General features: G+C 73.6%; 21 protein-coding genes and 1 pseudogene. 9 read left to right on the plus strand and 13 right to left on the minus strand.

Going from position 1 to position 22,575, the window contains the following annotated elements:
* Positions 1 to 8: 8 nt before the first annotated feature.
* The 4 genes from LV78_RS15065 to LV78_RS15080 all read right to left on the minus strand — a co-directional run bounded on the left by LV78_RS15065 (position 9) and on the right by LV78_RS15080 (position 4,597).
* A complete protein-coding gene (locus tag LV78_RS15065; protein ID WP_253845897.1) occupies positions 9 to 863 on the minus strand; it encodes an RICIN domain-containing protein in 855 nt (284 codons plus the stop codon).
* Positions 864 to 996: 133 nt separating this feature from the next.
* Positions 997 to 2,004: a ricin-type beta-trefoil lectin domain protein gene (locus LV78_RS15070; protein ID WP_253845898.1), complete on the minus strand. Its 1,008-nt coding sequence runs from the start codon at positions 2,002 to 2,004 to the stop codon at positions 997 to 999.
* A 248-nt stretch (positions 2,005 to 2,252) separates the two neighbouring features.
* Positions 2,253 to 3,599, minus strand: a complete 1,347-nt coding sequence (locus LV78_RS15075; RefSeq protein ID WP_253845899.1) for a cellulase family glycosylhydrolase — start codon at positions 3,597 to 3,599, stop codon at positions 2,253 to 2,255.
* Positions 3,600 to 3,769: 170 nt separating this feature from the next.
* Positions 3,770 to 4,597 carry an SDR family NAD(P)-dependent oxidoreductase gene (locus LV78_RS15080; RefSeq protein WP_253845900.1) on the minus strand — a complete coding sequence of 276 codons (828 nt, stop codon included), beginning with the start codon at positions 4,595 to 4,597 and terminating at the stop codon, positions 3,770 to 3,772.
* Between the two features lie 152 nt (positions 4,598 to 4,749).
* On the opposite strand from LV78_RS15080, the pseudogene LV78_RS15085 reads away from it, so the two are divergent.
* Both LV78_RS15085 and LV78_RS41610 read left to right on the plus strand, forming a co-directional pair.
* A pseudogene (locus tag LV78_RS15085) lies at positions 4,750 to 5,235 on the plus strand (ATP-binding protein); the annotation flags it as partial.
* Between the two features lie 1,867 nt (positions 5,236 to 7,102).
* Positions 7,103 to 7,558 carry a helix-turn-helix domain-containing protein gene (locus LV78_RS41610; RefSeq protein ID WP_253845962.1) on the plus strand — a complete coding sequence of 152 codons (456 nt, stop codon included), beginning with the start codon at positions 7,103 to 7,105 and terminating at the stop codon, positions 7,556 to 7,558.
* A gap of 3 nt (positions 7,559 to 7,561) precedes the next feature.
* On the opposite strand, the gene mptB is transcribed toward LV78_RS41610, so the two are convergent.
* On the minus strand, positions 7,562 to 9,109 hold the full coding sequence (mptB, locus tag LV78_RS15095) for a polyprenol phosphomannose-dependent alpha 1,6 mannosyltransferase MptB (protein ID WP_253845901.1): 1,548 nt from the start codon (positions 9,107 to 9,109) through the stop codon (positions 7,562 to 7,564).
* 337 nt (positions 9,110 to 9,446) lie between these two features.
* On the opposite strand from mptB, the gene LV78_RS15100 reads away from it, so the two are divergent.
* The 5 genes from LV78_RS15100 to msrA all read left to right on the plus strand — a co-directional run bounded on the left by LV78_RS15100 (position 9,447) and on the right by msrA (position 14,945).
* The gene (locus tag LV78_RS15100) at positions 9,447 to 11,381 is read left to right on the plus strand and encodes a tellurite resistance TerB family protein (protein WP_253845902.1); all 1,935 of its coding nucleotides are present in this window, start codon (positions 9,447 to 9,449) and stop codon (positions 11,379 to 11,381) included.
* A gap of 159 nt (positions 11,382 to 11,540) precedes the next feature.
* Positions 11,541 to 12,461, plus strand: a complete 921-nt coding sequence (locus LV78_RS15105; RefSeq protein WP_253845903.1) for a GDSL-type esterase/lipase family protein — start codon at positions 11,541 to 11,543, stop codon at positions 12,459 to 12,461.
* Positions 12,462 to 12,783: 322 nt separating this feature from the next.
* On the plus strand, positions 12,784 to 13,683 hold the full coding sequence (locus LV78_RS15115) for a hypothetical protein (protein ID WP_301306527.1): 900 nt from the start codon (positions 12,784 to 12,786) through the stop codon (positions 13,681 to 13,683).
* Entirely contained in the window at positions 13,680 to 14,321 is a 642-nt protein-coding gene (locus LV78_RS15120) for a hypothetical protein (RefSeq protein ID WP_253845905.1), read from the plus strand. The genes LV78_RS15115 and LV78_RS15120 overlap by 4 nt, the downstream gene beginning before the upstream one ends.
* A 120-nt stretch (positions 14,322 to 14,441) precedes the next feature.
* The gene (gene msrA / locus LV78_RS15125) at positions 14,442 to 14,945 is read left to right on the plus strand and encodes a peptide-methionine (S)-S-oxide reductase MsrA (RefSeq protein ID WP_253845906.1); all 504 of its coding nucleotides are present in this window, start codon (positions 14,442 to 14,444) and stop codon (positions 14,943 to 14,945) included.
* Between the two features lie 52 nt (positions 14,946 to 14,997).
* On the opposite strand, the gene LV78_RS40765 is transcribed toward msrA, so the two are convergent.
* Genes LV78_RS40765 through LV78_RS15135 form a run of 3 tightly spaced genes read right to left on the minus strand, consistent with a single transcriptional unit; the run spans position 14,998 to position 15,683 of the window.
* Positions 14,998 to 15,120: a hypothetical protein gene (locus tag LV78_RS40765; RefSeq protein ID WP_301306528.1), complete on the minus strand. Its 123-nt coding sequence runs from the start codon at positions 15,118 to 15,120 to the stop codon at positions 14,998 to 15,000.
* Positions 15,111 to 15,485 carry a hypothetical protein gene (locus tag LV78_RS15130; RefSeq protein WP_253845907.1) on the minus strand — a complete coding sequence of 125 codons (375 nt, stop codon included), beginning with the start codon at positions 15,483 to 15,485 and terminating at the stop codon, positions 15,111 to 15,113. The genes LV78_RS40765 and LV78_RS15130 overlap by 10 nt, the downstream gene beginning before the upstream one ends.
* A 9-nt stretch (positions 15,486 to 15,494) precedes the next feature.
* Complete coding sequence (locus LV78_RS15135) at positions 15,495 to 15,683, minus strand: hypothetical protein (RefSeq protein ID WP_253845908.1); 189 nt, start codon at positions 15,681 to 15,683, stop codon at positions 15,495 to 15,497.
* Between LV78_RS15135 and LV78_RS15140 the strand changes: the two genes are divergently transcribed.
* On the plus strand, positions 15,682 to 16,329 hold the full coding sequence (locus LV78_RS15140) for an IS5 family transposase (RefSeq protein ID WP_253845909.1): 648 nt from the start codon (positions 15,682 to 15,684) through the stop codon (positions 16,327 to 16,329). The two genes, LV78_RS15135 and LV78_RS15140, sit on opposite strands and share 2 nt — an antisense overlap.
* Positions 16,330 to 16,473: 144 nt before the next feature.
* Here the strand turns inward: LV78_RS15140 and LV78_RS15145 are convergent, their stop codons facing one another.
* Genes LV78_RS15145 through LV78_RS15165 form a run of 5 tightly spaced genes read right to left on the minus strand, consistent with a single transcriptional unit; the run spans position 16,474 to position 21,599 of the window.
* Positions 16,474 to 17,301 carry a citryl-CoA lyase gene (locus LV78_RS15145; protein ID WP_253845910.1) on the minus strand — a complete coding sequence of 276 codons (828 nt, stop codon included), beginning with the start codon at positions 17,299 to 17,301 and terminating at the stop codon, positions 16,474 to 16,476.
* Positions 17,298 to 18,521 carry a CaiB/BaiF CoA transferase family protein gene (locus LV78_RS15150; protein ID WP_253845911.1) on the minus strand — a complete coding sequence of 408 codons (1,224 nt, stop codon included), beginning with the start codon at positions 18,519 to 18,521 and terminating at the stop codon, positions 17,298 to 17,300. Before LV78_RS15150 ends, LV78_RS15145 begins: the two co-directional genes overlap by 4 nt.
* Positions 18,518 to 20,029 (minus strand): tripartite tricarboxylate transporter permease, encoded by a 1,512-nt coding sequence (locus LV78_RS15155; protein WP_253845912.1) that lies wholly within the window; start codon positions 20,027 to 20,029, stop codon positions 18,518 to 18,520. The genes LV78_RS15150 and LV78_RS15155 overlap by 4 nt, the downstream gene beginning before the upstream one ends.
* Positions 20,029 to 20,616 carry a tripartite tricarboxylate transporter TctB family protein gene (locus tag LV78_RS15160; RefSeq protein WP_308208718.1) on the minus strand — a complete coding sequence of 196 codons (588 nt, stop codon included), beginning with the start codon at positions 20,614 to 20,616 and terminating at the stop codon, positions 20,029 to 20,031. The genes LV78_RS15155 and LV78_RS15160 overlap by 1 nt, the downstream gene beginning before the upstream one ends.
* Positions 20,613 to 21,599 carry a Bug family tripartite tricarboxylate transporter substrate binding protein gene (locus tag LV78_RS15165; protein WP_253845913.1) on the minus strand — a complete coding sequence of 329 codons (987 nt, stop codon included), beginning with the start codon at positions 21,597 to 21,599 and terminating at the stop codon, positions 20,613 to 20,615. Before LV78_RS15165 ends, LV78_RS15160 begins: the two co-directional genes overlap by 4 nt.
* A 136-nt stretch (positions 21,600 to 21,735) precedes the next feature.
* Here LV78_RS15165 and LV78_RS15170 point away from each other — a divergent pair, with 136 nt between their 5' ends.
* Entirely contained in the window at positions 21,736 to 22,515 is a 780-nt protein-coding gene (locus LV78_RS15170) for an IclR family transcriptional regulator (RefSeq protein WP_253845914.1), read from the plus strand.
* Positions 22,516 to 22,575 lie beyond the last annotated feature (60 nt).

The following is a 22,575-nucleotide window of genomic DNA, read 5'->3' on the forward strand; positions in this document are numbered from 1 at the left end:
CTCGCGGCTCACCCCGCGAGGGTCCACACCTGGTTCGGGGCCCCGTTGCAGCGGTGCGCGCCGACGCCCGTCGTGGGCGGGCCGAGCGGGGACTCCTGGTCGAGGCAGTCGGACGTGGCCGCGTTGACGAGCCGGACGCTGCCGGGCACGTCGGTGGCGCGCACCAGCCAGCGCTGGTTGGCGCCGCCGTTGCAGTCGTACGCGCCGACCCCGTTGCTCGGCGCGCCGCCGGGGAACTCCTGGTCAAGGCACTGACCCGTGGCCTTGTTGCGCACCTCGGCGGAACCGGCGGTGATCCACTTCAGGGTCCAGTGCTGGTTGCCCCCGCCGTTGCAGCCGTACGCGCCGACGCCGTTGGTGGGCGTGCCGCGCGGGGCCTCCTGGTCGAGGCACCAGCCGCTGGCCGAGCCGCGCAGCTCGTTGCCGGGGTGGACGCCCTCGGCGACACCGATCTCCAGGCGCACGCCCGTGCCGCTGTTGTCCGCGAAGGTGACCGGGAAGGACTTGCCGTCCGGCCCGAACACGGCGGAGCCACCGGCCGAGGCGTTGTACGCGGTGACGCGCTCGCCCTGCTCGGGGATCACCTGGACCTGGTAGGCGCCCGCCCCCGCGCTGAAGCCGTACCCGCCGCTGTGGGACAGCGTGCTGCCGACCAGCACCCAGGCGCTGTCGACCTGGTCGTACTCCCACAACCGGATCTCCTGGGTCCTGGGCCAGTCCTCGCCTTCCCGCAGACCGTTGCCGTTGACGTCGATCCAGACCGCGCCGGAGATCCAGTTCTCGTCCTCCTCGGCGGCTTCCGCGACTCCCGACCCCAGCGAGAGCACCGTCGCGGCGCACGCGACGGCGAACCACTTCTTCATGTCATTTCCCCCCAGTGCGGCGGACGTTCACCGCCGCCACCACGAGGTTAAGCGCGAAAAGCGGAAAAACCTTTAGAGGGGTGCACGTCGACCGCAGGTTGCCCCGGAATTCCGAACCGCTCGGGGAAAGCGCTCACCCGGCCAGGTACCACTTCTGGTTCAGCCCGCCGTGGCAGGCGTACACCCCGACCCCGCTGGTCGGCGGGCCGTGCGGGGACTCCTGGTCGAGGCACTGGCCGGAGCGCACGTTGGTGATGATCATCGGCTCGCCCTGGAGCTCGTTGTGGTACACCCGCCAGCGCTGGTTCAGCCCGCCGTGGCACGGGTGCACGCCGACCTCGCTGGTCCGCTGGTCGTCCGGGTGCTCCTGGTCGAGGCAGTCCCAGTTCCACCGGCCCCACACCTCGACGATCTCGGTGGTGATCCAGTAGAAGTCCCACTTCTGGTTCACGTCGCCGTGGCAGCCGTAGGCGCCGACGCCCGTGGTGGGCGGCAGCCCGTTGGGCGCCTCCTGGTCGAGGCACCAGTGGTTGGCGGCGCTCTTGACGAAGTTCCCGCTCCCCCGCCCCGGCACCAGGCCGGCGTCCACGCCCCTGCTCTCGGGCCCGCCGCCCGCGAACAGCACGGGCGGGCTCTCGACGTTCGAGCCGAACACGTCGGAGTCGCGCTGCCGGTCGTTCCCCGCGCCGTACCGGGTCGCCGACTCGGTGAACGCGTCCGAGATCCACACCTGCACCTGGTAGCTGCCCTGCGGCACGTCGGTGAACGCGTACGACCCGCCGTAGGAGTTGATCCGGACGGCGCTCCAGCCGTTGACGGGGTGGTGGCTCCAGAGCCGGACCTCCACCTCGCGCAGCGCCTCGTGGTCCTCGCGCACCCCGTCCCCGTCGTCGCTCCACACCTGCCCGGAGATGGTGTTGCCCGCGGAGGTCGCGCCGAGCGAGGCCCGGTTGCCGCTGCCGCCGTCGACGATCGCGCCCGCCTTGGCGGGCACGCCCCGCCCCGGTCCTGGCGCGGCGGGCGCGGGCGCTGCGGGCGCGGGCGCTGCGGGTCCGGGGGCCGCGGGTTCGGCGGCGTGCGCGCTCACCGCCCCGAGCGGCAGGAGCGCGATCGCGCACGCGACGGACAACCAGCGCCTCATGTCGTGCCCCCTCGGACGACGGGCGCGCGCCGTCGCCAGCGCGATGCTAGAACGGCGGAAAACCGGAGGTCAACGACCCGATGGTGGAACCGGGACGAGCGGTCGGCCGGGCGGGAGGGGTGGTGCGGGGGCCGGACGCCGTCACGGCTGGGCGATTCCAGATGAGGCGGGATGCGCTTGCCCGGCATTTCGATCACACCGCCGCGCCCCCGTTCGACCGAACGGGGGCGCGGCGGGTGTTCCCGTCGCTACGACGCGGCGCAGCTCAGCGTCGGCGCGGTGTTCGCGCCGCGCGTCGTGCCGAGGAAGCCGAACGCGGTGCTCGCGCCCGCCGCCAGCGACCCGTTGTAGGAGGCGTTGCGCGCGGTCACGTTCGCGCCGGACGAGGTGACGTCGGCGTTCCACGCGTTGCTCACGGTCTGGCCGTCCGCGAACGTCCAGGTGACCGTCCAGGACTTGATCGCCCTGGTCCCGGCCGTGACCCGCACCTCGGCCTGGAACCCGCCCTGCCACTGACCGGTGGTGGTGTAGCTCGCGGTGCAGGCGCCGGTGGGCGGCGGGGTGGTCGTGGTCGTCGTGGTGGTGGTCGTCGTGGTGGTGCTGGTGGGCTGGTTGCCGCCGCCGTAGATCGACGCCTCGCGCGAGGTGGCCTTGATCCCGTTGGCCCCGTTGAAGATGCGCTGGCCCCAGGTGGTCAGCCTGGTCGGGTCGAAGTCGGTGGCCATGTCCAGGATCGGGTCGGTGTTGCCGCTCCACGACCAGCCCAGGTAGCCCATCCCCCTGGCCTGCGCCTGGGCCAGGATGGTCTCATGGTCGACCTCGCCGGAGGCGAACTTCCAGCCGAACTCGCCGATCACCAGCGGCCACCCGTTGGCCTGGAAGCGGTCCAGGTAGTCGATGATGCTGGCGGGGGTGTTGAACACCGCGTACATGTGGATGGACAGCACGGTGTTGCGCTGGGTGTCGGCGTCCAGGACGCGCTGCGCGTTGTCGCGCATGACGTACTGCCAGTCCTGGCCCCAGTTCGGGCCGTCGACCATCAGCAGGTGCTGGAACCCGTTGGTCCGCATCTTCTTGACCGCGTTGACGGTCGCGTCGGTCCACTGGGCGGCGTTGGTGTTGCCGATCGGCTCGTTGCCGATGTTGATGACGACGTAGTCCTCCTGGCCGACCAGGGCGGACTTCTGGCTGATCCAGTAGTCGACCGCCTCGTCGAGCGAGGCCGCCGCGCCCTCCTCGCCGTACCCGGTGGTGTCGTGCACCTCCAGCACGCAGATCAGCTTGTTCTGCTTGCACAGCGCGATGACCTCGGCCGTGTCGCCGGACGGCCCCCACCGCTTGCCGCTGCCCAGCACCACGCGCACCGTGTTGGAGCCGAGCGCCTTGACGTCGGCGAACGAGCTGGTGCGGCCGGTGTACCAGACGTGCGGGTGGTTGACCCCGCGCATGACGAGCGGCTGGCCGTTGGCCTCCACGATCTTCGTTCCGCTGACGTGCAGGCCGACGGCGGCCTGCGCCTGCGGCGGTTGGGAGACGACCACGAGGCCGGCGATGGCCAGCAGTGTGGCGCCGAGCAAGGCGAATACCCTGGTCATGACAGTGACCTCTGCGTTGAGGGGACCGTGACGCGGTCCGAGCATGGTTGGTGAACGGGGGTTCGACAACCCCGTCGAACGCTTCGAGCCGGACCGGGCCGGTTCGACGGCGAATCGACGCGGGGCCTTGCGCAACCAGCGCGGAAACCGTTGGGGCGCCGGGAATCCCACTACCGGCGGGACAGCAGCGCCTCGGTGGCCTCGGCCAGGCGCGCGGCGGCGGCCGGGTCGAACATCGACTGGGACAGGTCGACCGGCTCACCCCGGTCGTCCACGGTCAGCCGCCGCTCCGGCGGGTTCTCCACCCAGGTCAGGGGCAGCGCGACGGCCTGCTCGACGGAGCGCGCGGCGAACCGGGCGTAGAGCTTGACCAGGGCGCGCAGCGGCTGCGGGAACTGGTCGAGCGCGCCGGTGCGGGTGAAACCGGGGTGGTGCAGGACGTACTTGGCCCTGAGCCGGGGATCCGCGGCGGAGGAGACGGCCAGGAGGTCGTTGGCGCGCCCGGCCTGGAGCTGGGCGGTGAGGGGGTGGTAGCGCTCGCGGAGCTGGAGGTCGTCCCAGCGGATCCGGCCCCTGCGCACGCCGGGTCCGGCGATGTTGACCACGAGCGGGTCGGGCGCGGCGGCCAGCAGCGGGGCGAGCTCGCGCGCGAGCAGGTAGCGGCTCAGGTAGTAGAGGGCGAAGGTCGCCTCCAGGCCTTCGGGCGTCTCGGCGCGCCGGAAGGACTGCCGGTTCGCGGTGAGCACGAGCGCGTCGACGCGGTCGTGCCCGGCGGCGATCCGCTCGGCCACCCGGCGGGTCTCGGCGGTGGAGGACAGGTCGGCGGGCAGGAAGGTGAGCGCGCCGCCACCGGCCGCTCGGGCGAGCTCGGCGGCCTTGCGCCCGCTGCGGCCGATGACGACGACCGCGTCGCCCGCGCGGAGCCTGGCCAGCGCGATGGCCCGCCCCATGCCGTCGGTGCCGCCTGCGACGACGGTGGTCTTCCCGGTGCTGGTCAACGTGTTTCCTCTCCGGTGATCTCGTGCTCGCGAGGGGACGTTAGGCCGGGTGCGACGGGCCTCGGCACCCCCTGGCGCGCGCACCCCCTACCACTCCCCTACGCGGGTAGGCCGTTGTTACGCTCGGCGGTCGGGCAAGCGGTGGGAGCGGCGTGATCGATCGGGACGGCGAGCTCGGGCTGCTGCGGGAGGTCCTGGCGGGGGCGGCGCGGGGGCGCGGCGGGACGGCGCTGGTCACCGGACCGGTCGGCACGGGCAAGACCGCGCTGCTGGAGGCGTTCGCCGCGCTGGCGGCGCGGGGCGCGACGGTGCTCACCGCGACCTGCGCCCCCGACGAGGCCGGGATGCCGTTCGGGGCGCTGGTGCAGGCCGCGCAGCTCGGCGGGATCGGGCAGGGGCACCTGGACGCCATGGCGCGGCTGGTGGACGGCGGCGGCGAGTGCGTCGCCCTGCTCGGCGACACGAGTCCGGCCGGGGTCGAGCGGCTGGACCGGTTGTGCCAGCCGGTGCTGCACCACCTGTGGCTGGGTCTGGTGGAGCTGGCCGAGCGGCGACCGCTGGCGCTGGTGGTGGACGACGCGGACCTGGCGGACGGGTTCTCGTTGCGGGGCTTGGCCTTCCTGGCGCGGCGGGTGCGCGGGGCGCGGATCGCGCTGGTGCTGTCGGCCGGGCGCGCGGACGTGCTGGCGGCGGCGGGCGTGACCGGTGGGACGCGGGTGAGGTTGGGGCCGCTGTCGCGGGCGGGAGTCGTTGCCGCGCATGGGGAAGGGGCTTACGAGGCGAGTCGGGGCAACCCGCTGCTGGTGCGCGCGGTGGTGGACGACGGGGTGGGTGGGCCGGGCGAGGCGTTCGCGGAGGCGGTGCGGGCGCTGCTGCGCGGGTGCGGGCCGGAGGTGGCTGCGGTGGCGCGGGCGGTCGCGGTGCTCGGGGTGGGGGCGGGGGCGGGGGTGATGAGCGGGGCGGGACAAGCGGCCGGGAGTGGGGCGGCAGGCGGGGTGGCGTCGGTGGCCGGGACGGGGTCGGCAGGCGGGACAAGGCAGGCAGGCGAGGCAGGTCCGGTGAACGGACCGGAGCCGGTAGTCGGGACTGGACCGCTGGTCGGGGCGGGGTCGGCGGTGGGGCCGGGGGCGGGCGCCGGGACGGGGCTGGCGACCGGAGCAGGACCGGTGCCCGGTGCGGGGCTGGTGGCGGAGCTGGTCGGCGAGCCCTCGGACGTGGTCGCGGAGCGGCTGCGGGTGCTGGAGTCGGTCGGGTTGCTGGTGGACGGGGGTTTCGCGGTCGACGCGGGTCGGGCGGCGGCGCTGGACGGGCTGGCCCCGGACGAGCGGGCCGGGTTGCGGCTGCGGGCGGCCGGGGTGTTGCGGCGCCGGGACGTGGACGGGGCGGCGGAGCTGCTGGTGGGCGCGGGTGAGGTCCTGCCGCTGCCGGACTGGGGCGCGCGGGTGCTGGTCGCGGCCGGGACTCGGGCGCTGCGGGAGGACCGGGTGGGGCGGGCGGTCGTGCTGCTGGAGCTGGCGCAGCGCGTGGCCCGGACGGGGCGGGAGCGGGTGTCGGCGCTGGCGCCGCTGGTCTCCGCGCGGCGTCGCGGCGATCAGGACGGGATCGGTCAGGACTGGATCGACCGGTTGGCGGTGGCCGGGCACGAGTGCGCGCCGGAGGACCTGCCTGCGGTGGTGCGGCACCTGGTCGCCGCCGGTCGCCTCGCCGAGGCCGCCGGGCTGGCCGAGCGCGCGGGCGACCCGGACCTCGACCTGTGGCTGGCCTGGACCGCCCCGGAGGCGGCGCCCCGGCGGGCCGCGCGGCCGGTGACCCAGGCGGGCCGGGTGTTCGCGGTCGTGCTGGGTGACGGCGACCCCGACGAGGGCGTCGGGCACGCCGAGCGGGCGCTGCGGGAGACCCCGCTCGGGGACGACTCGTGGGAGGTGCTGCTCGGCGTGCTGCGGGCGCTGGTCGACCTGGACCGGTGGGCGGTGGCGCTGCCGTGGTGCGAGGCGCTGCTGGCCGAGGCGCGGCGGCGCGGGGCGGGCGCGTGGGTGACCGGGTTGCTGGACGTGCGGGCCGCCATCGCGGTGCGGTCGGGCGATCTCCGGGCCTCGGCCGGGACGGGGGTGACCGGACCGCACGGGTTCGCCGGGCTGCGGCACCGGCTGGCCGAGGGCGCGCGGGACCTCGCCGACGGGCGGGCTCGGGCGGCGGTGGCGGTGCTGCGGGAGTGCGGGGAGCTGGCGGTGGCACGGGGCGTGGACGCGGCGGGCGCGCTGCCGTGGCGCACCGGGCTGGCCGAGGCGCTGCTCGCGACCGGGCGAACGGAGGAGGCGCGCGGGTTGCTGCTGGAGCAGCTTGAACGGGCGCACGAGGGCAACCGGTGGGCGCGCGGCGTGGCGCTGCGGGTGCTGGCCGGGACGGTCCGGCCGGACGAGCGGCCCCGGCTGCTGACGCGGTCGGCGGCGCTGCTGCGGGCGAGCGGGGCCCGGTGGGAGGAGGCGCGCGCTGGCCGACCTCGGGGTGGCGCTCGGCCGGACCGGCGCGGCCGACCGGGCGCGGGCTGCGACGCGGCGGGCGTGGCTGCTGGCGGACGAGTGCGGCGCGTCCCTGCCAGGTGCCCCACTGCCCGGTGCGCCGCTGTCCAGTACCCCGCTGTCCAGTGCGCCACTGCCCGGTACTCCACTGCCCGGTGCGGTTCGAACCAGCGCAGCCCCAGCCCTCCCCGGCAAGCCCCCGCCCGGCGTCGAAGCGGAACCCCCGCGCCGGGCGAAGCGTCCCGCGGACGTCGGCGAGCGGCTCAGCGAGGCCGAGCAGCGGGTCGCGGAGCTGGCCGCGACCGGGCGCCGCAACCACGACATCGCCCGCGAGCTGTCGATCACCGCGAGCACCGTGGAGCAGCACCTGACCCGCGCTTACCGCAAGCTCGGCGTGACCGGCCGCGCCGACCTCCCCGCCGCGCTCGACCCGCTCACCTGAGGCTCACCCGGCCTGCGCGACGGCCTCCCGCCGCCCGACCCGCCGCAGCGCGAGGAACACCACCGCCACCACGACCGCTCCCCCGGCGTACCCGCCAACCAGCTCGCCGACCTTCCCGGCGAAGTTCCCCGCCAGCGGCGGGATCACCAGCGAGAACACCGCCACCAGCCAGGCGATCCGCCGGTGCACCCGCCCGAGCGGCAGGCACGCGGCCAGCGCGGGCACGGTCCACAGCAGGTACCAGGGCTGGATGACCGGCCCGAACGCGACGAACGCCGCCATCATCAGCCCCAGCGCGGCGACGGCCTCGACCCGCCCGCGCAGCTGCCGGTGCAGCACCCACGCGAAGCACCCGGCGATGACCGCGTACCCGATGAGCTTCCCGACCCCGATCATGGTCTGGGTGATCGACGCCCCGAACAGCGCCCCGATCCCCCCGGTGAGGAACCCGAACCAGTTCGTCGGGGCCATCCAGCTGTTGACCCCGCCGGACGTGCCGAGCGTGAACAGCCACCCGAACCCGACCCCGGTCGCCAGCGACAGCGCCGCGAACACCACCACCGACGCCACCACCATCGCGGCCCCGGCCAGCACGAACCTCCCGTACCCGCCGCCGAACCGCCGGGCCAGCGCGGTCCCGACCACGGCCAGCGCGATGATCGCGGGCAGCTTCACCGCCGCCCCGACCCCGACCAGCGCGACCCCGCCCACGAGCTGCCACCGGTCGACCTCGCCGCCGAGCGCGGTCAGCGCCAGCGCGACGCCGGAGAGCATCAGCCCGACCATGAGCGCGTCGTTGTGCACGCCCGCGACGAAGTGCCACAGCACCAGCGGGTTCAGCGCGCCCAGCCACAGCGCGGTGCGCCGCGAGACCCCGGCGAGCACCGCGAGCCGCTGCACCGCCCACACCACCAGCAGCACCCCGAGCAGCGCGAACGCCCGGTGCAGCAGCACGCCGACGACCGGGTTCCCCGGCGCGGCGGCGGCGATGGCCTGCTGGATCGCGGTGGTCAGCGGCCCGTACGGCGACGGCGTTTCCTGCCAGTAGTCGCTCACCCGCGCGACGATCTCCGAGTCGGCCCCGAGCGCCTGCGCCGGGCCGAGCTCGTACGGGTCCATGCCGCGCGCGGCGATCTCGCCCTGCGCGAGGTAGCTGTGCACGTCCCCGCTGAACAGCGGCGGCGCGACCACCAGCGGCGCGGCCCACAGCGCGAGCGTTCCGCGCAGCCAGCCGACGGCGGGCAGCCCGGCCGGGGTGCGGGCGGCGCGGCCGAGCAGCGACCAGGCCAGCACCAGCAGTCCGACGCCGCACACCCCCGCGGCCAGCGCGGAAATGGCCACGGCGGGTGGTGGTTCGGTGACCAGGAGCGCGGTCCACGCGGCGGCGGTCAGCAGGACGGTGGCCACGACGCCGAGCCAGCGCAGCACGTCGGGTGACGCGGCCCACCCCGCACCTCGCGCGGGAGTGGCCTGGACCACCGATCCGCCGGTCGCGCCCACGTCGTCGGTCCCGTCGACGGCGGTCGCGTTCTTCCTGGCGGGGTGGGACATCCGGGGCCTCTCCACTGGTCGGCGTGCACCCCATGATCGCCCGGCGGGCGGCGCCGTCGCGTCGGTCCACGGACGTAGTCGGGGTACGACCACGGGAGGACAACCTATGCGGCCGAACGCCGTGATCAGCGGGTTTTCCCGGTGAGCTGGGTCTCTTCCGCGCGCGGGGCCGCGCGCGGGCCGGGACGCGCCATTTGGCCGGGAGCGGTAGGGGGTGCTACCGATTGTGATCAACTCGTTCGGTCGCCGAAGCCGGACGGGTGCGGGGCGTCGTGGACGCTGGATGAAGCAGGGACACCCGCGTGGGGCGGGCCAGGGGCTGTGAGGGAGCGGGCGAGTGGGGCTGTTCGACCGGTTGCTGAAGGTGTTCAACATCGAACCGGCGAGCGCGAAGACACCGGTTCACGTGCCGCAGGAGCCTCCCGCGTTCGTGCCGTTCCCGGACGCCGGGCCGACCGCGACGAAGGTGCTGGCGATGCCGCTGGCCGAGCAGGAGGGCCCCAACCCGACGCGGGCGCTGATGACGTCCTCGCCGAACGCGATCGCCTGGGTGCCGCCGGGCACGTCGGTGTGGGTGCCGGACGCCACCCTGCCCGGCGGGATGCTCTACTACGGCAGGCTCCCGCAGGGGAAGCCGCAGGGGAACCGGGACGGCGAGGTCATCGACCCGGCGCTGCCGATCGACTGGGACGTGCCCGACTACGGCGGCCGGGACGTGCCCGCGCAGCCCGCGTACCACTCGCTGACCCCGCAGGCCAGGGCCGCGTACGTGCTGTGGCTGGAGAGCGGGCGGCGGGCGACGACCGCGCACATCGGTTACGTGTTCCTGTACTTCTACGGCCTCGAGCGCCGGGCGCTGGTGGACGCGGCGCGGGACCCGGTGGCGAAGGCCGACCTGCCGCGCGTGCTGGTGGAGGTGACCCGGCTGATCGAGGTGTACGGGCACCACGCCGGGTTCCGCGCCCAGGCCGAGGCGTTCCAGCAGGTGCTGCGGGTGCTGGGCGGCGGCGACGTGTTCGCGCCGCCGGACCCGGCCGTGCTGTCGGCCGAGGAGGTCGCGCACGACCTGGCCGTGGGCATCGGCGGTTTCGTCGCGGACGAGCGGCCGGTCCCGGCGGACTGGGCGTGGGCGTGGGCCACGTCGCACCCGGCGGTGTCGCTGAAGTCGGCGGCCACCCGCTACCCGGAGCTGTTCCGCGCGCTGTTCCACGCGCGCTACCGGGCGCAGCACGGCGCGGGCATGGTCGTGCGCCCGCTCAAGCGCAGGGTGAAGCTGTCCTACGACCCGGCGAACCCGGCGATCAAGTCGGCGGCGCTGTCGGCCGACCTGCCGGACGTGATCAGCGCCGCCGCGCCGACGAAGGTGCTGACGGCGCTGGTCGACTCGTGCACCGAGGACCTCGGCCCGTACAGCAGGCTGCTGGCGCGCAACCCGGCCGCCGAGGGCACGCTGACCGCGCTGCTCCTGCTGCCCGCCGAGCTGTTCGACCACCCGTCCCCGGTGCTGGCGAACCCGTCGCCGGAGCTGGAGGAGCTGCTGGACCTGATCGACGAGGCGCTGCCCGGCCGGACCTGGCAGTGCGGCGTCGACGTGTCGGACCTGGTGGCGCTGTGGCCCGCGCGGGCCACCGGCAAGTTCACCAAGGCGGACGCGGTGGGCATGGCCGAGCTGCTGGGCAGGCTGGGCGTTGGCATCGAGCCGGACGCGCGGCTGGGTGGGCCGGTGCAGTCCGAGGGGCCCGCCGTGCTGTTCCGGGTCACCGCGGAACAGCCGAAGGAGCTGACGCCCGCGTACGCGTCCGCGACGGCGCTGCTGCACCTGGCGGCGGTGGTGTCGACGGCCGACGACGAGGTGTCCGACGCCGAGTGGGGGCACCTGGTCGCGTACCTCCAGTCGCGGCTGGATTTGACGCCCGGCGAGCGGATGCGGTTGACCGCGCACCTGGACTGGCTGCTGGTGTCGCCGCTCAAGCTCACCGGGCTGGCCAAGCGGATCAGCGTGCTCGGCGAGGAGCAGCGGGCGCAGATCGCCGAGGTGGCGAGCGCGATCGCGGCGGCGGACGGGGAGATCTCGGACAGCGAGGTCGCCGTGCTGCGCAAGATCTACAAGCTGCTGGGGCAGGACCCGGACTCGGTGCGCACCGGCATCGTGGCGTTCCGGGAGGCGCAGACGAAGCCGGTCACGATGCTCCAGGGCGGTTCGGACAGCGGCGGCGGTGGCGGCGAGGTGGCGGCGATGCTGACGTTCGAGGAGGAGCAGGAGAACAGCTGATCAGGGCCTCCCCCTGCGGCGCTCGGTTGGACGGTCTGCGGTGGTTCGGCGGTTGGTCGGTGGTCGTTCGACGGTCGACCGGTCTGTCCGTTATGCACCTCCTGGGTTAGGTACCCTGGGTCGGCAGGAGTTCGTGCTGCCGACCCGAGGGGTTCTCCCGTGCTGCGACACCACCGTTCCGCGCTGGCCTGCGCGCTGCTGCTCGCGCTGACCGCCTGCACCGGGGGTTCCGACGCTCAGGACGGCGCCGGTGGGAGCGCGACCACGAGCAGCGCGCCGCCACCGCCGCAGAAGGTGTACGTGTCGGTCGGCGACTCCTACGCGACCGGGTTCCGGCCTCCGGTGAACGGGCAGCGGGGCGGGTCGTCGGCGGACGCGTTCAGCCACCTGGTGGCCGAGCAGGCCGAACTGCGGCTGGTCAACCTCGCGTGCAGCGGGGCGACCTCGGCGGACCTGGTGGGCGGGGCGGACTGCACGGCGGGCAACCGGGCCCTGGACGCGCCGGAGTCGACGGGGGTCGCGCAGATCGACGCGGCGGTGGCCGAGCTGGAGGCGAGCGCCGGGCAGGTCGGGCTGGTCACGGTCGTGATCGGCGGCAACGACCTGATCCCGTGCGCCTCCGGGCAGACCGACCAGGCGCTGGCGTGCGCGGCGCAGGCCGTGACGCGGGTGAAGGCGAACCTGGCGACCGCGCTGCCGAAGCTGCGCGCGGCGGCCGGGGACGCGCCGATCGTCGGGCTGACCTACCCGGACGTGTTCCTGGGGGCGTGGGTGAACGACGCGGTGCCGGGCGGGCAGCGGTTGGCCGAGCTGTCGGTGTCGCTGTTCCGGGACTTCTTCAACACCTCGCTCAAGGCCGAGTACGACAAGATCGGCGCGGAGTTCGTGGACGTCACCGAGGCGACCGGGGCCTACCGGCCGTTGACGGAACTGGTGCAGGACCCGGTGCACGGGCAGGTGCCGGGGCCGGTGGCGACGGTGTGCGAGCTGACGTACTTCTGCGAGCTGACCGACGTGCACCCGAAGCCCGCAGGGCACGAGGTGATCGCGGACGGCGTGCTGGCGGCGGCGGGGCTGTAAGGGGCGGGGCTGCGGGGGTCGCGGGGCTGTACGAGGCGCGTTCCACGGCGGTGTCGTTCTCCCGCCGATCGTTCCGACCCCGGTTGTTCGCAGGCGGTCGTTCGCCGGCTGTCGTTCACCGGCTGTCGTTCACCGGCGGTCGTTCACCGGCGGTCGTTCACCGGCGGTCGTTCACAGTCGCCCCCTCGCCTTGATCCGCTTTCCGCTCCGGTCGTTACCGGTCGTCCCTCGGGGCGCGGCCGAACGGGTGGTGTGCGGCCTGGTGGTGACACATGTCCGCCCCCTCGGCCGATCACCCGGTGACCGATGCGGAGGAGCGGCCATGGGGTGGAAGCGGTGCCTGCCCGCGCTGACCGGGTGGTCGGCGGTGGCGGTGCTGGTGGTCGCCGCGGCGGCCACGACACCGGGAGCGACGCGGGCGGAGCTGGTGCGCCCGGCGGACCCGGCCGGGGAGAGTCCGCTGTGGACGGTGACGGCGACCTTCCCGGTGCGGGCGACGAACCCGGCGGCCGAGCCCCCGACCGCGCGGCCATCGGCCACGACGCCACCGGACGCGCCGCCGACGACGACCACGGCGTCGAGTGGCGCACCGCCGGCAGGCGCGCCGCAGGCAGGCGTCACGACGGCGGTGAGCACGACCACCGCTCCGACCGTCCCGGTGCGGGTGGTGGACGGTGTGGTGAGCAGCGGGCGGGCGCCCGCGCGCTCCCCCGCCTGCTCCTCCCCCTCGGGTGGCGGGGCGGTGTTCCGGCAGCCGTGCGCGGGAGCCGCGGTGGGGCTGTGGCAGCGGGTGGAGCTGGACGTGGGCGAGCTGCCCGACGACGGCGCGGTCGCGCTGGTGCTGCGCACCTCCACCGACCGGGACGGCGCGCCCGCACCGGCCAGGGACGTGCTCGTGGGGTGGGCGGACGAGCCGGGGCGGTGGTCGCTGGTGGTGCGGATCGGCGCGCGGTGCGCGGACGACCGGACCGGGGCCGAGCTGCGCGCCTACCTGTTCCCGGCGCGCGACTGGACCAGCTTGGCGGGGCCTGAGCTGGGTGGTCCGGAGCTGGCGGGTTCCGGGCTGGCGGCTTCTGGGCAGGCGGTTTCTGGCCAGGCGGGCTCGGACCTGGCCGGTTCGGGGCTGGCCGGTGGCTTCGTGGTTCCCCCCGACAGCGGGCTCCTGGACCGGGTGCCGGTCACCAGGGCGGATCAGGTTCCGGATTGCGAGGATCACCGATGAGCGGTTCCGGATCGGGGCGGCGGGACGGCGCGGCGCGGAACGTGGCGCTGATCGCGGCCGTTGGCGCGTCGGTGGGCGTGCTGTCGCTGCTGGTGGCGTTCAGCGACCGGGTGCGTGGCGACGGTGGTGAGGCGTCCGCGTCGGCGCTGTCCGGCAGCGCGACGAACCGGCCGGGCGCGGTGACCGGCGGTGGCGCTCCGGCGTGCGGCGACCCGACCCCGGCCGATGGGCTGGTGGTGGCGTTCCGCGCGCCGTGCGGCGGCGTCGTGGACGGCCCGCTGCCGGTGGTGGAGCTGGACGTGCCCGCGTACCCGGAGGGCCGCCTGGTGCTGCTGGCGCGCGAGCTGACCACCCCCGACGGGGTTCCGCACGAGCGACCGCCGGTGCGCGTGCTGACCTGGGTCGACGCGGGCACGGCCGATCCGGGGCGGGCTGGTCCGGGGGTGTGGGCGCGGCCGGTGCCCGTGGGCGGGGACGGGTGCGCGAGGAGCGGTCGGGTGGAGCTGCTGGTGCACCTGCTGACCGGTCAGGGCGCGCTGGAGGCGTCGGGGTGGCGCGCGGGCCAGGAGGTGACCGTGCCGCAGGGCGCGCGGCGGCTGGACTCGGTGGCGCTGACCAGGTCCGATCCCGGCTGCTGACCTCGGGCCCTCGATTGGGCGGCGGGGGTGGACGTGGGTCACAATCGAGGGCGGGATGACACCGGGGCGCGCGGGCGTTCTCCCTGGTGGACCACGAACCAGCCGAGGAGCGATCACCTGATGACTGCTGTGACCGAGCGCGCCGTTCTCGCGGGCGGGTGCTTCTGGGGCATGGAGGACCTGTTCCGGCGGCACCCCGGTGTCCTGGACACCAGGGTCGGCTACACCGGGGGCAGCGTGCCGAACGCGACCTACCGCAACCACGCGGGGCACGCGGAGGCGATCGAGATCGTCTACGACCCGGCGCTGCTGTCGTACCGGCAGGTGCTGGAGTTCTTCTTCCAGATCCACGACCCGACGACCCTGGACCGCCAGGGCAACGACATCGGCACGAGCTACCGGTCGGCGATCTTCTACGACACGGACGAGCAGAAGGCCCAGGCGGAGCAGGTGATCGGCGAGGTCGACGCGTCGAAGCGCTGGCCGGGCAAGGTGGTGACCGAGGTGACGAGGGCGAGCGAGTTCTGGGAGGCCGAGCCGGAGCACCAGGACTACCTGGTCCGCTACCCGGACGGGTACACGTGCCACTACGTGCGGCCGGAGTGGCAGCTCGGCGAGCGCTGACGTGGAAGGGCCCGTTCCCCGGCGGGGAGCGGGCCCTTCGCGCTGACGGGGCTCAGACAGCCTGGTGGAGCACGCCCGCTCCGCTACCGGGCCTGCTGTTCCAGTACCGGATCTTCGTGGCGACCTCGACCAGACGCGGGTCGTCCGGGCCGACCTGGATCTGGATCAGCCCCACGCGATCCCGTTCCAGACATCAGGGCGGAGCAGCGCGAGAACAGCTGGAGCGAGCAGGACGAGCACGCTCAGCGGCCAGTGCCACCGCGCGGAGAAGCGTCCGAAGCGCCACAGGACGTAGTTGACCCCGGCGAAGAGCCCGAACACCAGGGCTGAGGCCACCGGGCCGATCAGGATCAGGACGACCGGGCTGTCGTCGGCTCCCGTGAAGTCCGGTGTGGACAGTCCGGCGAGCTCGGCGATCACCGTTGCGAAGACGAGGAGCGGAACAGCCCCGAAGTACCCCAGCACGCCGTTGACCACGATCGTCAGCGGCCACGCGCTCCACCGCCTGGCCAGAACGGTCGACGTCGTCCCGTCGCTCACCCTGTTCTCCTACTTGTCGCGCAGCACGGCGTGGCACTCCTCGAAGTCCTCGTACAGCCCGAAGAAGTCCACTGCCGAACTTGTCTGCATCCGTACCGGTTCCGTTGTACCGCGCGAGGACGCTGCGGGGCGCTCTTCGCTCGCCCCGGCCCCGGTCTCGCGGTAAAGCCGCACCAGCTCGTCCGCACCGGTGTCCATGACGCTGCACGTGGGCCTCAGTGGTTGCCGTCTGGCCGCCACCCACCACCCCGTCGCTCGGCGGCGTCGTTACCCGAGCGATCTGACCGAAGCCCAGTGGGCGGTGGTCGTGGACGCGATCCTGTACACGGTCGACAACGGTGCCAAGTGGCGTGCCCTGCCCGCCGATTTCCCGCCCTGGAACACCGTCTACCAGCGCTTCGCCGCCTGGGAGTTGGCTGGCGCGAGTCAACGCCTGCTCGACACCGTCCGCGACCGGACACGGTTGAAGGCCGGGCGTGCTGCGGCCCCCTCGGCCGGGATGATCGGCTCCCAGTCGCTGCGCGCCACCCCGACCGTGGGCCGCGACAGCCGAGGCTGGGACGCGGCCAAGAAGGTCCAGTGCCGCAAGCACCACATCGTGGTGGACACGATGGGGCTGCTGATCGCGGTCCTGGTCACCCCGGCGAGCACCCACGACAAACGCGCCGCCCGGTCCCTGCTCCGACGGGTCCGGGATCGCGCCGGCACCCGATTCTCACTGGTCTGGGCCGACACCGGCTACCACGGCGCCCTCCCCGACTGGGCCCACACCACAAACCCAGGTACACAAACAGCCACTCAGAAGTATTCGCCACAGCGCGTAGACAGAGTCCAGCCCGTCTGACCGCTCTCCTCGTTCACAACGTGCGAGGGATGCAGCCCGCCCCGACGACGCACGCCGATCAAGGGTGTCATCAGCCGGACTCCTGCACCGTCGCCCCACACCCCCCGCCCCCGAGGTCCGGGAACGGGGCGCGTGGGGCGGGGCTCAGCCCTGGAAGTCCCTGGTCGGCTCACCGGTGTAGTCCGCCAGCAGCGGCGGGGGCAGCGGGCCCTTGATGCGCTTGCCCGAGTTGGACTCCTCCCAGGCGTGCGCCAGGATTCCCACCGACCGCGCCAGCACGAAGTAGCCCCTGGCAAGTTCCGGTTCCACGCCCAGTTCCGCGTAGACCACCGCCGTGATGCCGTCGACGTTCATCGGGGGTTTGCGGGAGCCTCGGGCCAGGGCCGCTTCCAGGGCCAGCGCGGCCCGCAGGTGCTCGCCCGCGACCTCGCCCGCGTCGACCGCCTCCTGCACCAGCGCGAGCAGCACGTCGCGCCTCGGGTCCCTGGGGTGGAACCGGTGGCCGAAGCCGGGCAGGTACGCCTTGCGCGCCCGGTGCTCGGCGACGGCCTCCGCCGCCACCTCGGTCACCGGCCTGCCGTCGTGGCGGGCGGTGTCGACGATGGCGCAGAGCAGTTCCACGCACTGCTGGCCCGCGCCGCCGTGGGTGTCGCCGAGGACGTTGACGCCGTTGGCGATCGCCCCGTTGATGCCCACCCCGCAGGTCGCGGCCATCCGGGCGCTCGCGATCGACGGGGCCTGCGGGCCGTGGTCGACGCTGGCGACCATCGCCGCCTCCAGCAGGCGGGTCTGGGCGGGGGTGGGCAGCGATCCCTTGGTGAGCAACCAGATCGCGCCCACGAACCCGAGCTTGCCGATCAGCTGCTCGATCGGGTAGCCGCGCAGGTCGATCTCGCCCGGCGCGATGCGGGTGATCGACGTCGACCACCACGCGGTGGTGTCCTCGACCGTCGGGCCTGCCGCCTCGGTCATACCGCCCCCTCCTCGCGCAGCGCCGCGATCTCCTCGGCGCCGTAACCCAGTTCCGCCAGCAGCGCGTCGGTGTGCTCTCCCAGCACCGGGGGTGGGAGGGACGGCGTGCTCGGGCGGTCGTCGACGCGGATGCCGTTGCCCAGCACGCGGAGCGGGTCCGGAAGCACCCCGCCGGGGAACGGGAGCTCGTGCACCAGACCCCGGTCGACGATCTGCGGGCTGGCCAGCACCTCCGGCACGCTCAGCACCGCCGCCGCCGGGACCCCGGCCGAGCTGAGCGCCTCCTCCCAGTGCGCGGCGCTCTCCTTGGTCAGCGCCACCTCCAGCTCGGCGGTGAGCTGCGCGCGGTGCGCCTTGCGGGACTCGCGCTCGGCGAACCTGGGGTCGGTCACCAGCTCGGGCCTGCCGAGCACCGCGCAGAGGAGCTCGAACTGCTCCTGCTTGTTCGCCGCGATGTTCAGGTCGCCGTCCGAGGTGCGGAACGTGCCGGACGGGGCCGCCGTGCCGTTGTCGTTGCCCAGCGGGCGCGGGGACTGACCGGCGATCAGGTGGTTCGACACCACCCAGCCCATCGCGGTCACCGCCGTCTCCAGCATGGACACGTCGATCGAGCAGCCGACGCCGGTGCGCTCGCGGCCGACCAGCGCGGACGACACGGCGAACGCTGCGGCCAGCCCGCCGAGCACGTCCGCGATCGGGTAACCGGCGCGGAGGGGCGCGGTCCCGGTCGTGCCGGTCACGCTCATCATCCCCGAGTAGCCCTGGATGATCTGGTCGTAGGCGGGCTTGGCGCGCAGCGGGCCGGTCTGGCCGAACCCGGAGATCGCGCAGTACACGAGTCCGGGGTTGAGCCGCCGCAGTTCGGCCCAGCCGAAGCCGAGCCGGTCGAGCACGCCGGGGCGGAAGTTCTCCACGAGGACGTCGGCGCTCTCCACCAGCCTGCGCAGGACCTCCTTGCCGCGCAACGACTTCAGGTTCAGGGTGAGCGAGCGCTTCTGCGCGTTCTGCGCGAGGAACGAGGCCCCCAGCCGGTGCCGGTTCAGCTCGGCGGAGGCGCCGAGCTGGCGGGCCAGGTCCCCCGCGCCGGGCACCTCGACCTTGATCACGTCCGCGCCGAGCAGCGCGAGCTGGTAGCCCGCGTACGGCCCGGCGAGGACGTTGGACAGGTCGAGCACCCTGACCCCGGCGAGCGGTTGCTCCGAGGGGTTTTTCCTTGTCATGCCAACGCTTCCTGTCGACGACGGGTCCGCGCCCGCTGGACGAGCAGCCCGGCGACGCCGAGCACGAGCACGCTGTAGAGGCCGATCGCGATGGGGCTGCCCACCAGCACCGCCGGGTCGCCGCCGCTGACCGCCATGGCCCTGCGGAACTCGGTCTCCGCGAGCGGGCCGAGGATCACGCCGATCAGCACGGGCGCGACGGGCAGGCCGTAGCGGCGCATGGCGAAGCCGAGCAGGCCGATGGCGAGCACCAGCACCAGGTCGAGGATCTTGCTGCTGGTGGCGTAGACGCCGAGCATCGCGAAGACGGTGATGCCGCTGTAGAGGTAGTGGCGGGGGACCCGGAGCAGCTTGGCCCAGAGCGGGGCGAACGGCAGGTTCAGGATCAGCAGCACGACCATGCCGATGAAGAAGCTGGCGAGCAGCGCCCAGACCAGTTCGCTGGCCCGCTCGAACAGCAGCGGGCCGGGCTGGAGGCCGTACTGGCGGAACGCGGCGAGCAGCACGGCGGCGGTGGCCGAGGTGGGCAGGCCGAGCGCGAGCAGCGCGCCCATCGCGGTGCCCGCCGTGGCGTTGCCCGCCGCCTCCGGACCGGCGACGCCCTGGATGGCGCCCTTGCCGAACATCCGGTCGCCCCGGCGGGTGGCGAGCCTGCGCTCGGTGCCGTAGGCCAGGAACGTGGGCACCTCGGAGCCGCCGACCGGGATGATGCCGAACGGGACGCCGATGGCGGTGCCGCGCAGCCACGCGGGCATGGCGAGGCGGAACTCCTTGCGGGACAACCACAAGCGCCCGGAGGAGGGGATGACCTCGTTGTCCTGCTTGGTGCCGCGCTTGGCGGCGACCGAGATGACCTCGCCGAGCGCGAGCAGGCCGACGGTGATCACGACGATGTCGACGCCGTCGAACAGCTCGGGCATCCCGCCGGTGAAGCGGGCCGCGCCGGAGATGCCGTCGATGCCGACCAGCGCGATGGCCAGGCCGATCACCAGCGCGGACAGCCCGCGCAGCACCGAGTCGCTGACCACGGCGGAGATGGCGACGAACGCGAACACCGCGAGCGCCAGGTACTCGGCGGGGCCGAAGAGGGTGGCGAGCTGGGCGAGGGAGGGCGCGAAGAAGACGACGAGGATCGAGGAGACGATGCCGCCGACGAACGCGCCGATCGCGGAGGTGGCGAGGGCTTGGGCCGCCCGGCCGGACTTCGCCATCCGGTGGCCCTCGATCGACCCGGCGATCGCGGTGCTGTTGCCGGGGGTGTTCATCAGGATGCCGGAGATCGAGTCGCCGAACAGGCCGCCGAAGAGCACGCCCGCGAACATGATGAACGCGCCGATGGGGTCGAGCGAGAACGTGACGGGGAGCAGGAGCGCCACCGCCATGGCGGAGCCGAGGCCGGGCAGCACGCCCACGGCGGTGCCCAGGAGCGCGCCGACGAACACCCAGAGCATGTTCATCGGGGTCAGGACGGTCAGGAAGCCCTGACCGAGGTTGGCCAACTGGTCCATCAGAACACTCCCGCCAGGATGCCGGGGGGCAGGTTGAGCCCGAGCCCCGCCGAGAAGGCCAGTTGGACGATCGAGGAGATCGCCAGTGACAGGAACAGGTCGAAGAGGGGGCGGCGGCTGCCCAGTGCTCGGGCGGAGCCCCAGAAGAGGAGCGCGCCGGAGAGCAGCCAGCCGAGCGGGTTGAGAACGACGATGAAGACGACGATCGTGCCGACGAACTGGAGGACCGCGCTGTGGTTGCCCCGGAAGCGGGTCGGTTCGTGGTCGGCGGGGTGGGTGGGGGCGGTGGGGTCGGTGGTGGGGTTCTCAACCAGGACCGTGTCAGTGACGGCGTGCTCGAACTCGGCGGGGTGGGACGGGTCCGCGACGCGGGCCGGTTCCGGGCGGCGCAGGACGTCGACGGTCATGAGGACCGCGAAGACCAGGCAGGCGATCGCGATCAGGGTCGGGAACAGCTGCGGGCCCGGTGAGGCGGCGTTGCGCGGCACCTCCATGGTGAGGGTGCCGACGCCGAGGACGATCCCGGTGACCAGGAGGAGCAGCGGGATGACGAGGCCGGTGCGGCGGCGCAGGAAGTCGGCGTTCACAGGCCCAGCTCCTCGATGATCGCGTCGACCCTGGCCTGGTCCTCGCGGATGAACTCGGCGAACTCGTCCCCGGTGAGCAGGCTGTCGACCCACTTGTTGCGCTGCAGCGCGTCCTTCCAGTCGGCGGTGCCCGCCATCTCGGTGACGATGTCGATCAGCTCCTGGCGCTGCTCGGCGGTGATGCCGGGCGGGGCGACCAGTCCGCGCCAGTTCGGCAGCGCGACGTCGACGCCCTGCTCGATCAGGGTCGGGGTGTCGATGCCGGGGACGGGTTCCTCGGCGGACACGGCCAGCGCGCGCAGGGTCCCGGCCTCGATCTGGTCGCGGAAGTCGTTGTAGCCGCTGATGCCCACCTCGATGGTGTGCGAGAGCAGCGCGGTCAGCACCTCGCCGCCGCCCGCGAACGCGATGTAGTTGATCTGCTCGGGGGTGATGCCCGCGCTCTTGGCCGCGAGCCCGGCGAGCAGGTGGTCGGTGCCGCCGAGACCGCCGCCGCCGACGGCTCGGGCCTGCGGGTCGCGCTTCCAGGCGTCGATGAAGTCGGTGAGGGTGCGGTACGGCGAGTCGGCCGGGACGATGAACACCTCGTAGTCCTCGGCGAGCCGGGCGATCGGGGTGGTGTCCAGCAGGTTCACCGGGGACTTGTTGACCGTGATCGCGCCCTCCATCACGGTGCCGGTCATCATCAGCTGCGTCGGGTCGGGCCCGATCTCGGTGAACTGGCCGAGGCCGATCGTGCCCCCAGCGCCGGGAACGTTGACGACCTGGGCGTTGTTCACGATCGACTCGCCGCGCAGGGCCTGCTGGAACTCGCGCGAGGCGAGGTCCCAGCCGCCGCCGGGCGCGGCGGGGGCCATGACGGTGAGCTTGGAGCGCGGGGTGGCCCCTGCGGTGGACTTGCTGGCGTCCACGGCGGCGAACCCCGTGAGCACGAGAGCGCCCACGGCCCCCAGGACCCCGAGTACGAGGCGTTTTCTCCGCACGATCACTCCCTTGTGATCCGGTGTGTGAGGTGGGTTACCGGGTTGCCCGATGGCTAGTGTCCGCCTGGTGGACAACCTTGACCGCCTGATGGTAAGCATGTCTTCCGAGTGAGCGCAATCACGAACAGGAGACGACATGTCCGCCAGCAGCACGGCCGTCGAGGGCGACGGCGGCGGGATCCGCGCGGTGAGCAGGGCGTGGCGGGTGCTGCGCGCGTTCACCCCGGAGCGGGTGTCGTTGAGCGTCGCGGAGCTGGTCAGGGAGACCGGGCTGCCGAGGACGACGGTGCTGCGGCTGGTGGAGACGCTGGCCGGGGAGGGGCTGCTGGAGCAGGGGGCGGCGGACGGGCAGGTCCGGGTGGGGACGGCGCTGATCGCGTTCGCGGCGTTCGCGGACGCGGCTTGGGCCTTGCCTGAGGCGACTGCGGCGCGGATGCGGGCGCTGGCTGCGGAGACCGGGGAGACGGTGAGCCTGTACGTGCGCAGCGGGGTTCGGCGGGTGGTGGTCGGGCAGGCGCCGAGCCCGAACACGTTGCGGCACGTGGTGCAGCCGGGGGACGAGCTGCCGCTGTCGGTGGGGTCTGCGGCTTATGTGCTGCTGTCGCTGGAGTCGGCTGCGGTGTTGGAGGGGTTGTTGCCGCAGGTCAGCGATGACGTCGAGGGGATGCGGGCGGCGATCGCGGAGGCTGCGGAGCGCGGGTGGTGCCTGACGCACGGGCAGCGGGAGCCGGGGAACACGGGGTTGGCGGTTCCGGTGCCGGAGGTTGGTGGTCGGGGGCGGGGGCGGCCGGTGGTGCTGGCGTTGGGTGGGCCGACTGTGCGGTTCGGCGACGAGAAGGTGCCGGGGTTCGTGGCGGCCGTTCAGCGGTGCGCCGCGGACATCGCGGTGAGCGGGTTGCCGCCCGCGTTGGGGTGAGAGCCGCGCGGGAGTGAGGGCTTTCCGGCGGTCTGCCGACCGTTCGGAGTGGATCGATCG

This window comes from Actinosynnema pretiosum, assembly GCF_024171695.1.
In the GTDB taxonomy this organism is placed as follows: domain Bacteria; phylum Actinomycetota; class Actinomycetes; order Mycobacteriales; family Pseudonocardiaceae; genus Actinosynnema; species Actinosynnema pretiosum.

Coding starts and splice junctions, on each gene's coding strand:
- LV78_RS15065 (WP_253845897.1), bottom strand. CDS start 863: ATGAAGAAGTGGTTCGCCGTCGCGTGCGCCGCGACGGTGCTCTCGCTG.
- LV78_RS15070 (WP_253845898.1), bottom strand. CDS start 2,004: ATGAGGCGCTGGTTGTCCGTCGCGTGCGCGATCGCGCTCCTGCCGCTC.
- LV78_RS15075 (WP_253845899.1), bottom strand. CDS start 3,599: ATGACCAGGGTATTCGCCTTGCTCGGCGCCACACTGCTGGCCATCGCC.
- mptB (WP_253845901.1), bottom strand. CDS start 9,109: ATGTCCCACCCCGCCAGGAAGAACGCGACCGCCGTCGACGGGACCGAC.
- LV78_RS15115 (WP_301306527.1), top strand. CDS start 12,784: ATGGGGTGGAAGCGGTGCCTGCCCGCGCTGACCGGGTGGTCGGCGGTG.
- LV78_RS15120 (WP_253845905.1), top strand. CDS start 13,680: ATGAGCGGTTCCGGATCGGGGCGGCGGGACGGCGCGGCGCGGAACGTG.
- msrA (WP_253845906.1), top strand. CDS start 14,442: ATGACTGCTGTGACCGAGCGCGCCGTTCTCGCGGGCGGGTGCTTCTGG.
- LV78_RS15140 (WP_253845909.1), top strand. CDS start 15,682: ATGACGCTGCACGTGGGCCTCAGTGGTTGCCGTCTGGCCGCCACCCAC.
- LV78_RS15135 (WP_253845908.1), bottom strand. CDS start 15,683: ATGGACACCGGTGCGGACGAGCTGGTGCGGCTTTACCGCGAGACCGGG.
- LV78_RS15145 (WP_253845910.1), bottom strand. CDS start 17,301: ATGACCGAGGCGGCAGGCCCGACGGTCGAGGACACCACCGCGTGGTGG.
- LV78_RS15150 (WP_253845911.1), bottom strand. CDS start 18,521: ATGACAAGGAAAAACCCCTCGGAGCAACCGCTCGCCGGGGTCAGGGTG.
- LV78_RS15155 (WP_253845912.1), bottom strand. CDS start 20,029: ATGGACCAGTTGGCCAACCTCGGTCAGGGCTTCCTGACCGTCCTGACC.
- LV78_RS15170 (WP_253845914.1), top strand. CDS start 21,736: ATGTCCGCCAGCAGCACGGCCGTCGAGGGCGACGGCGGCGGGATCCGC.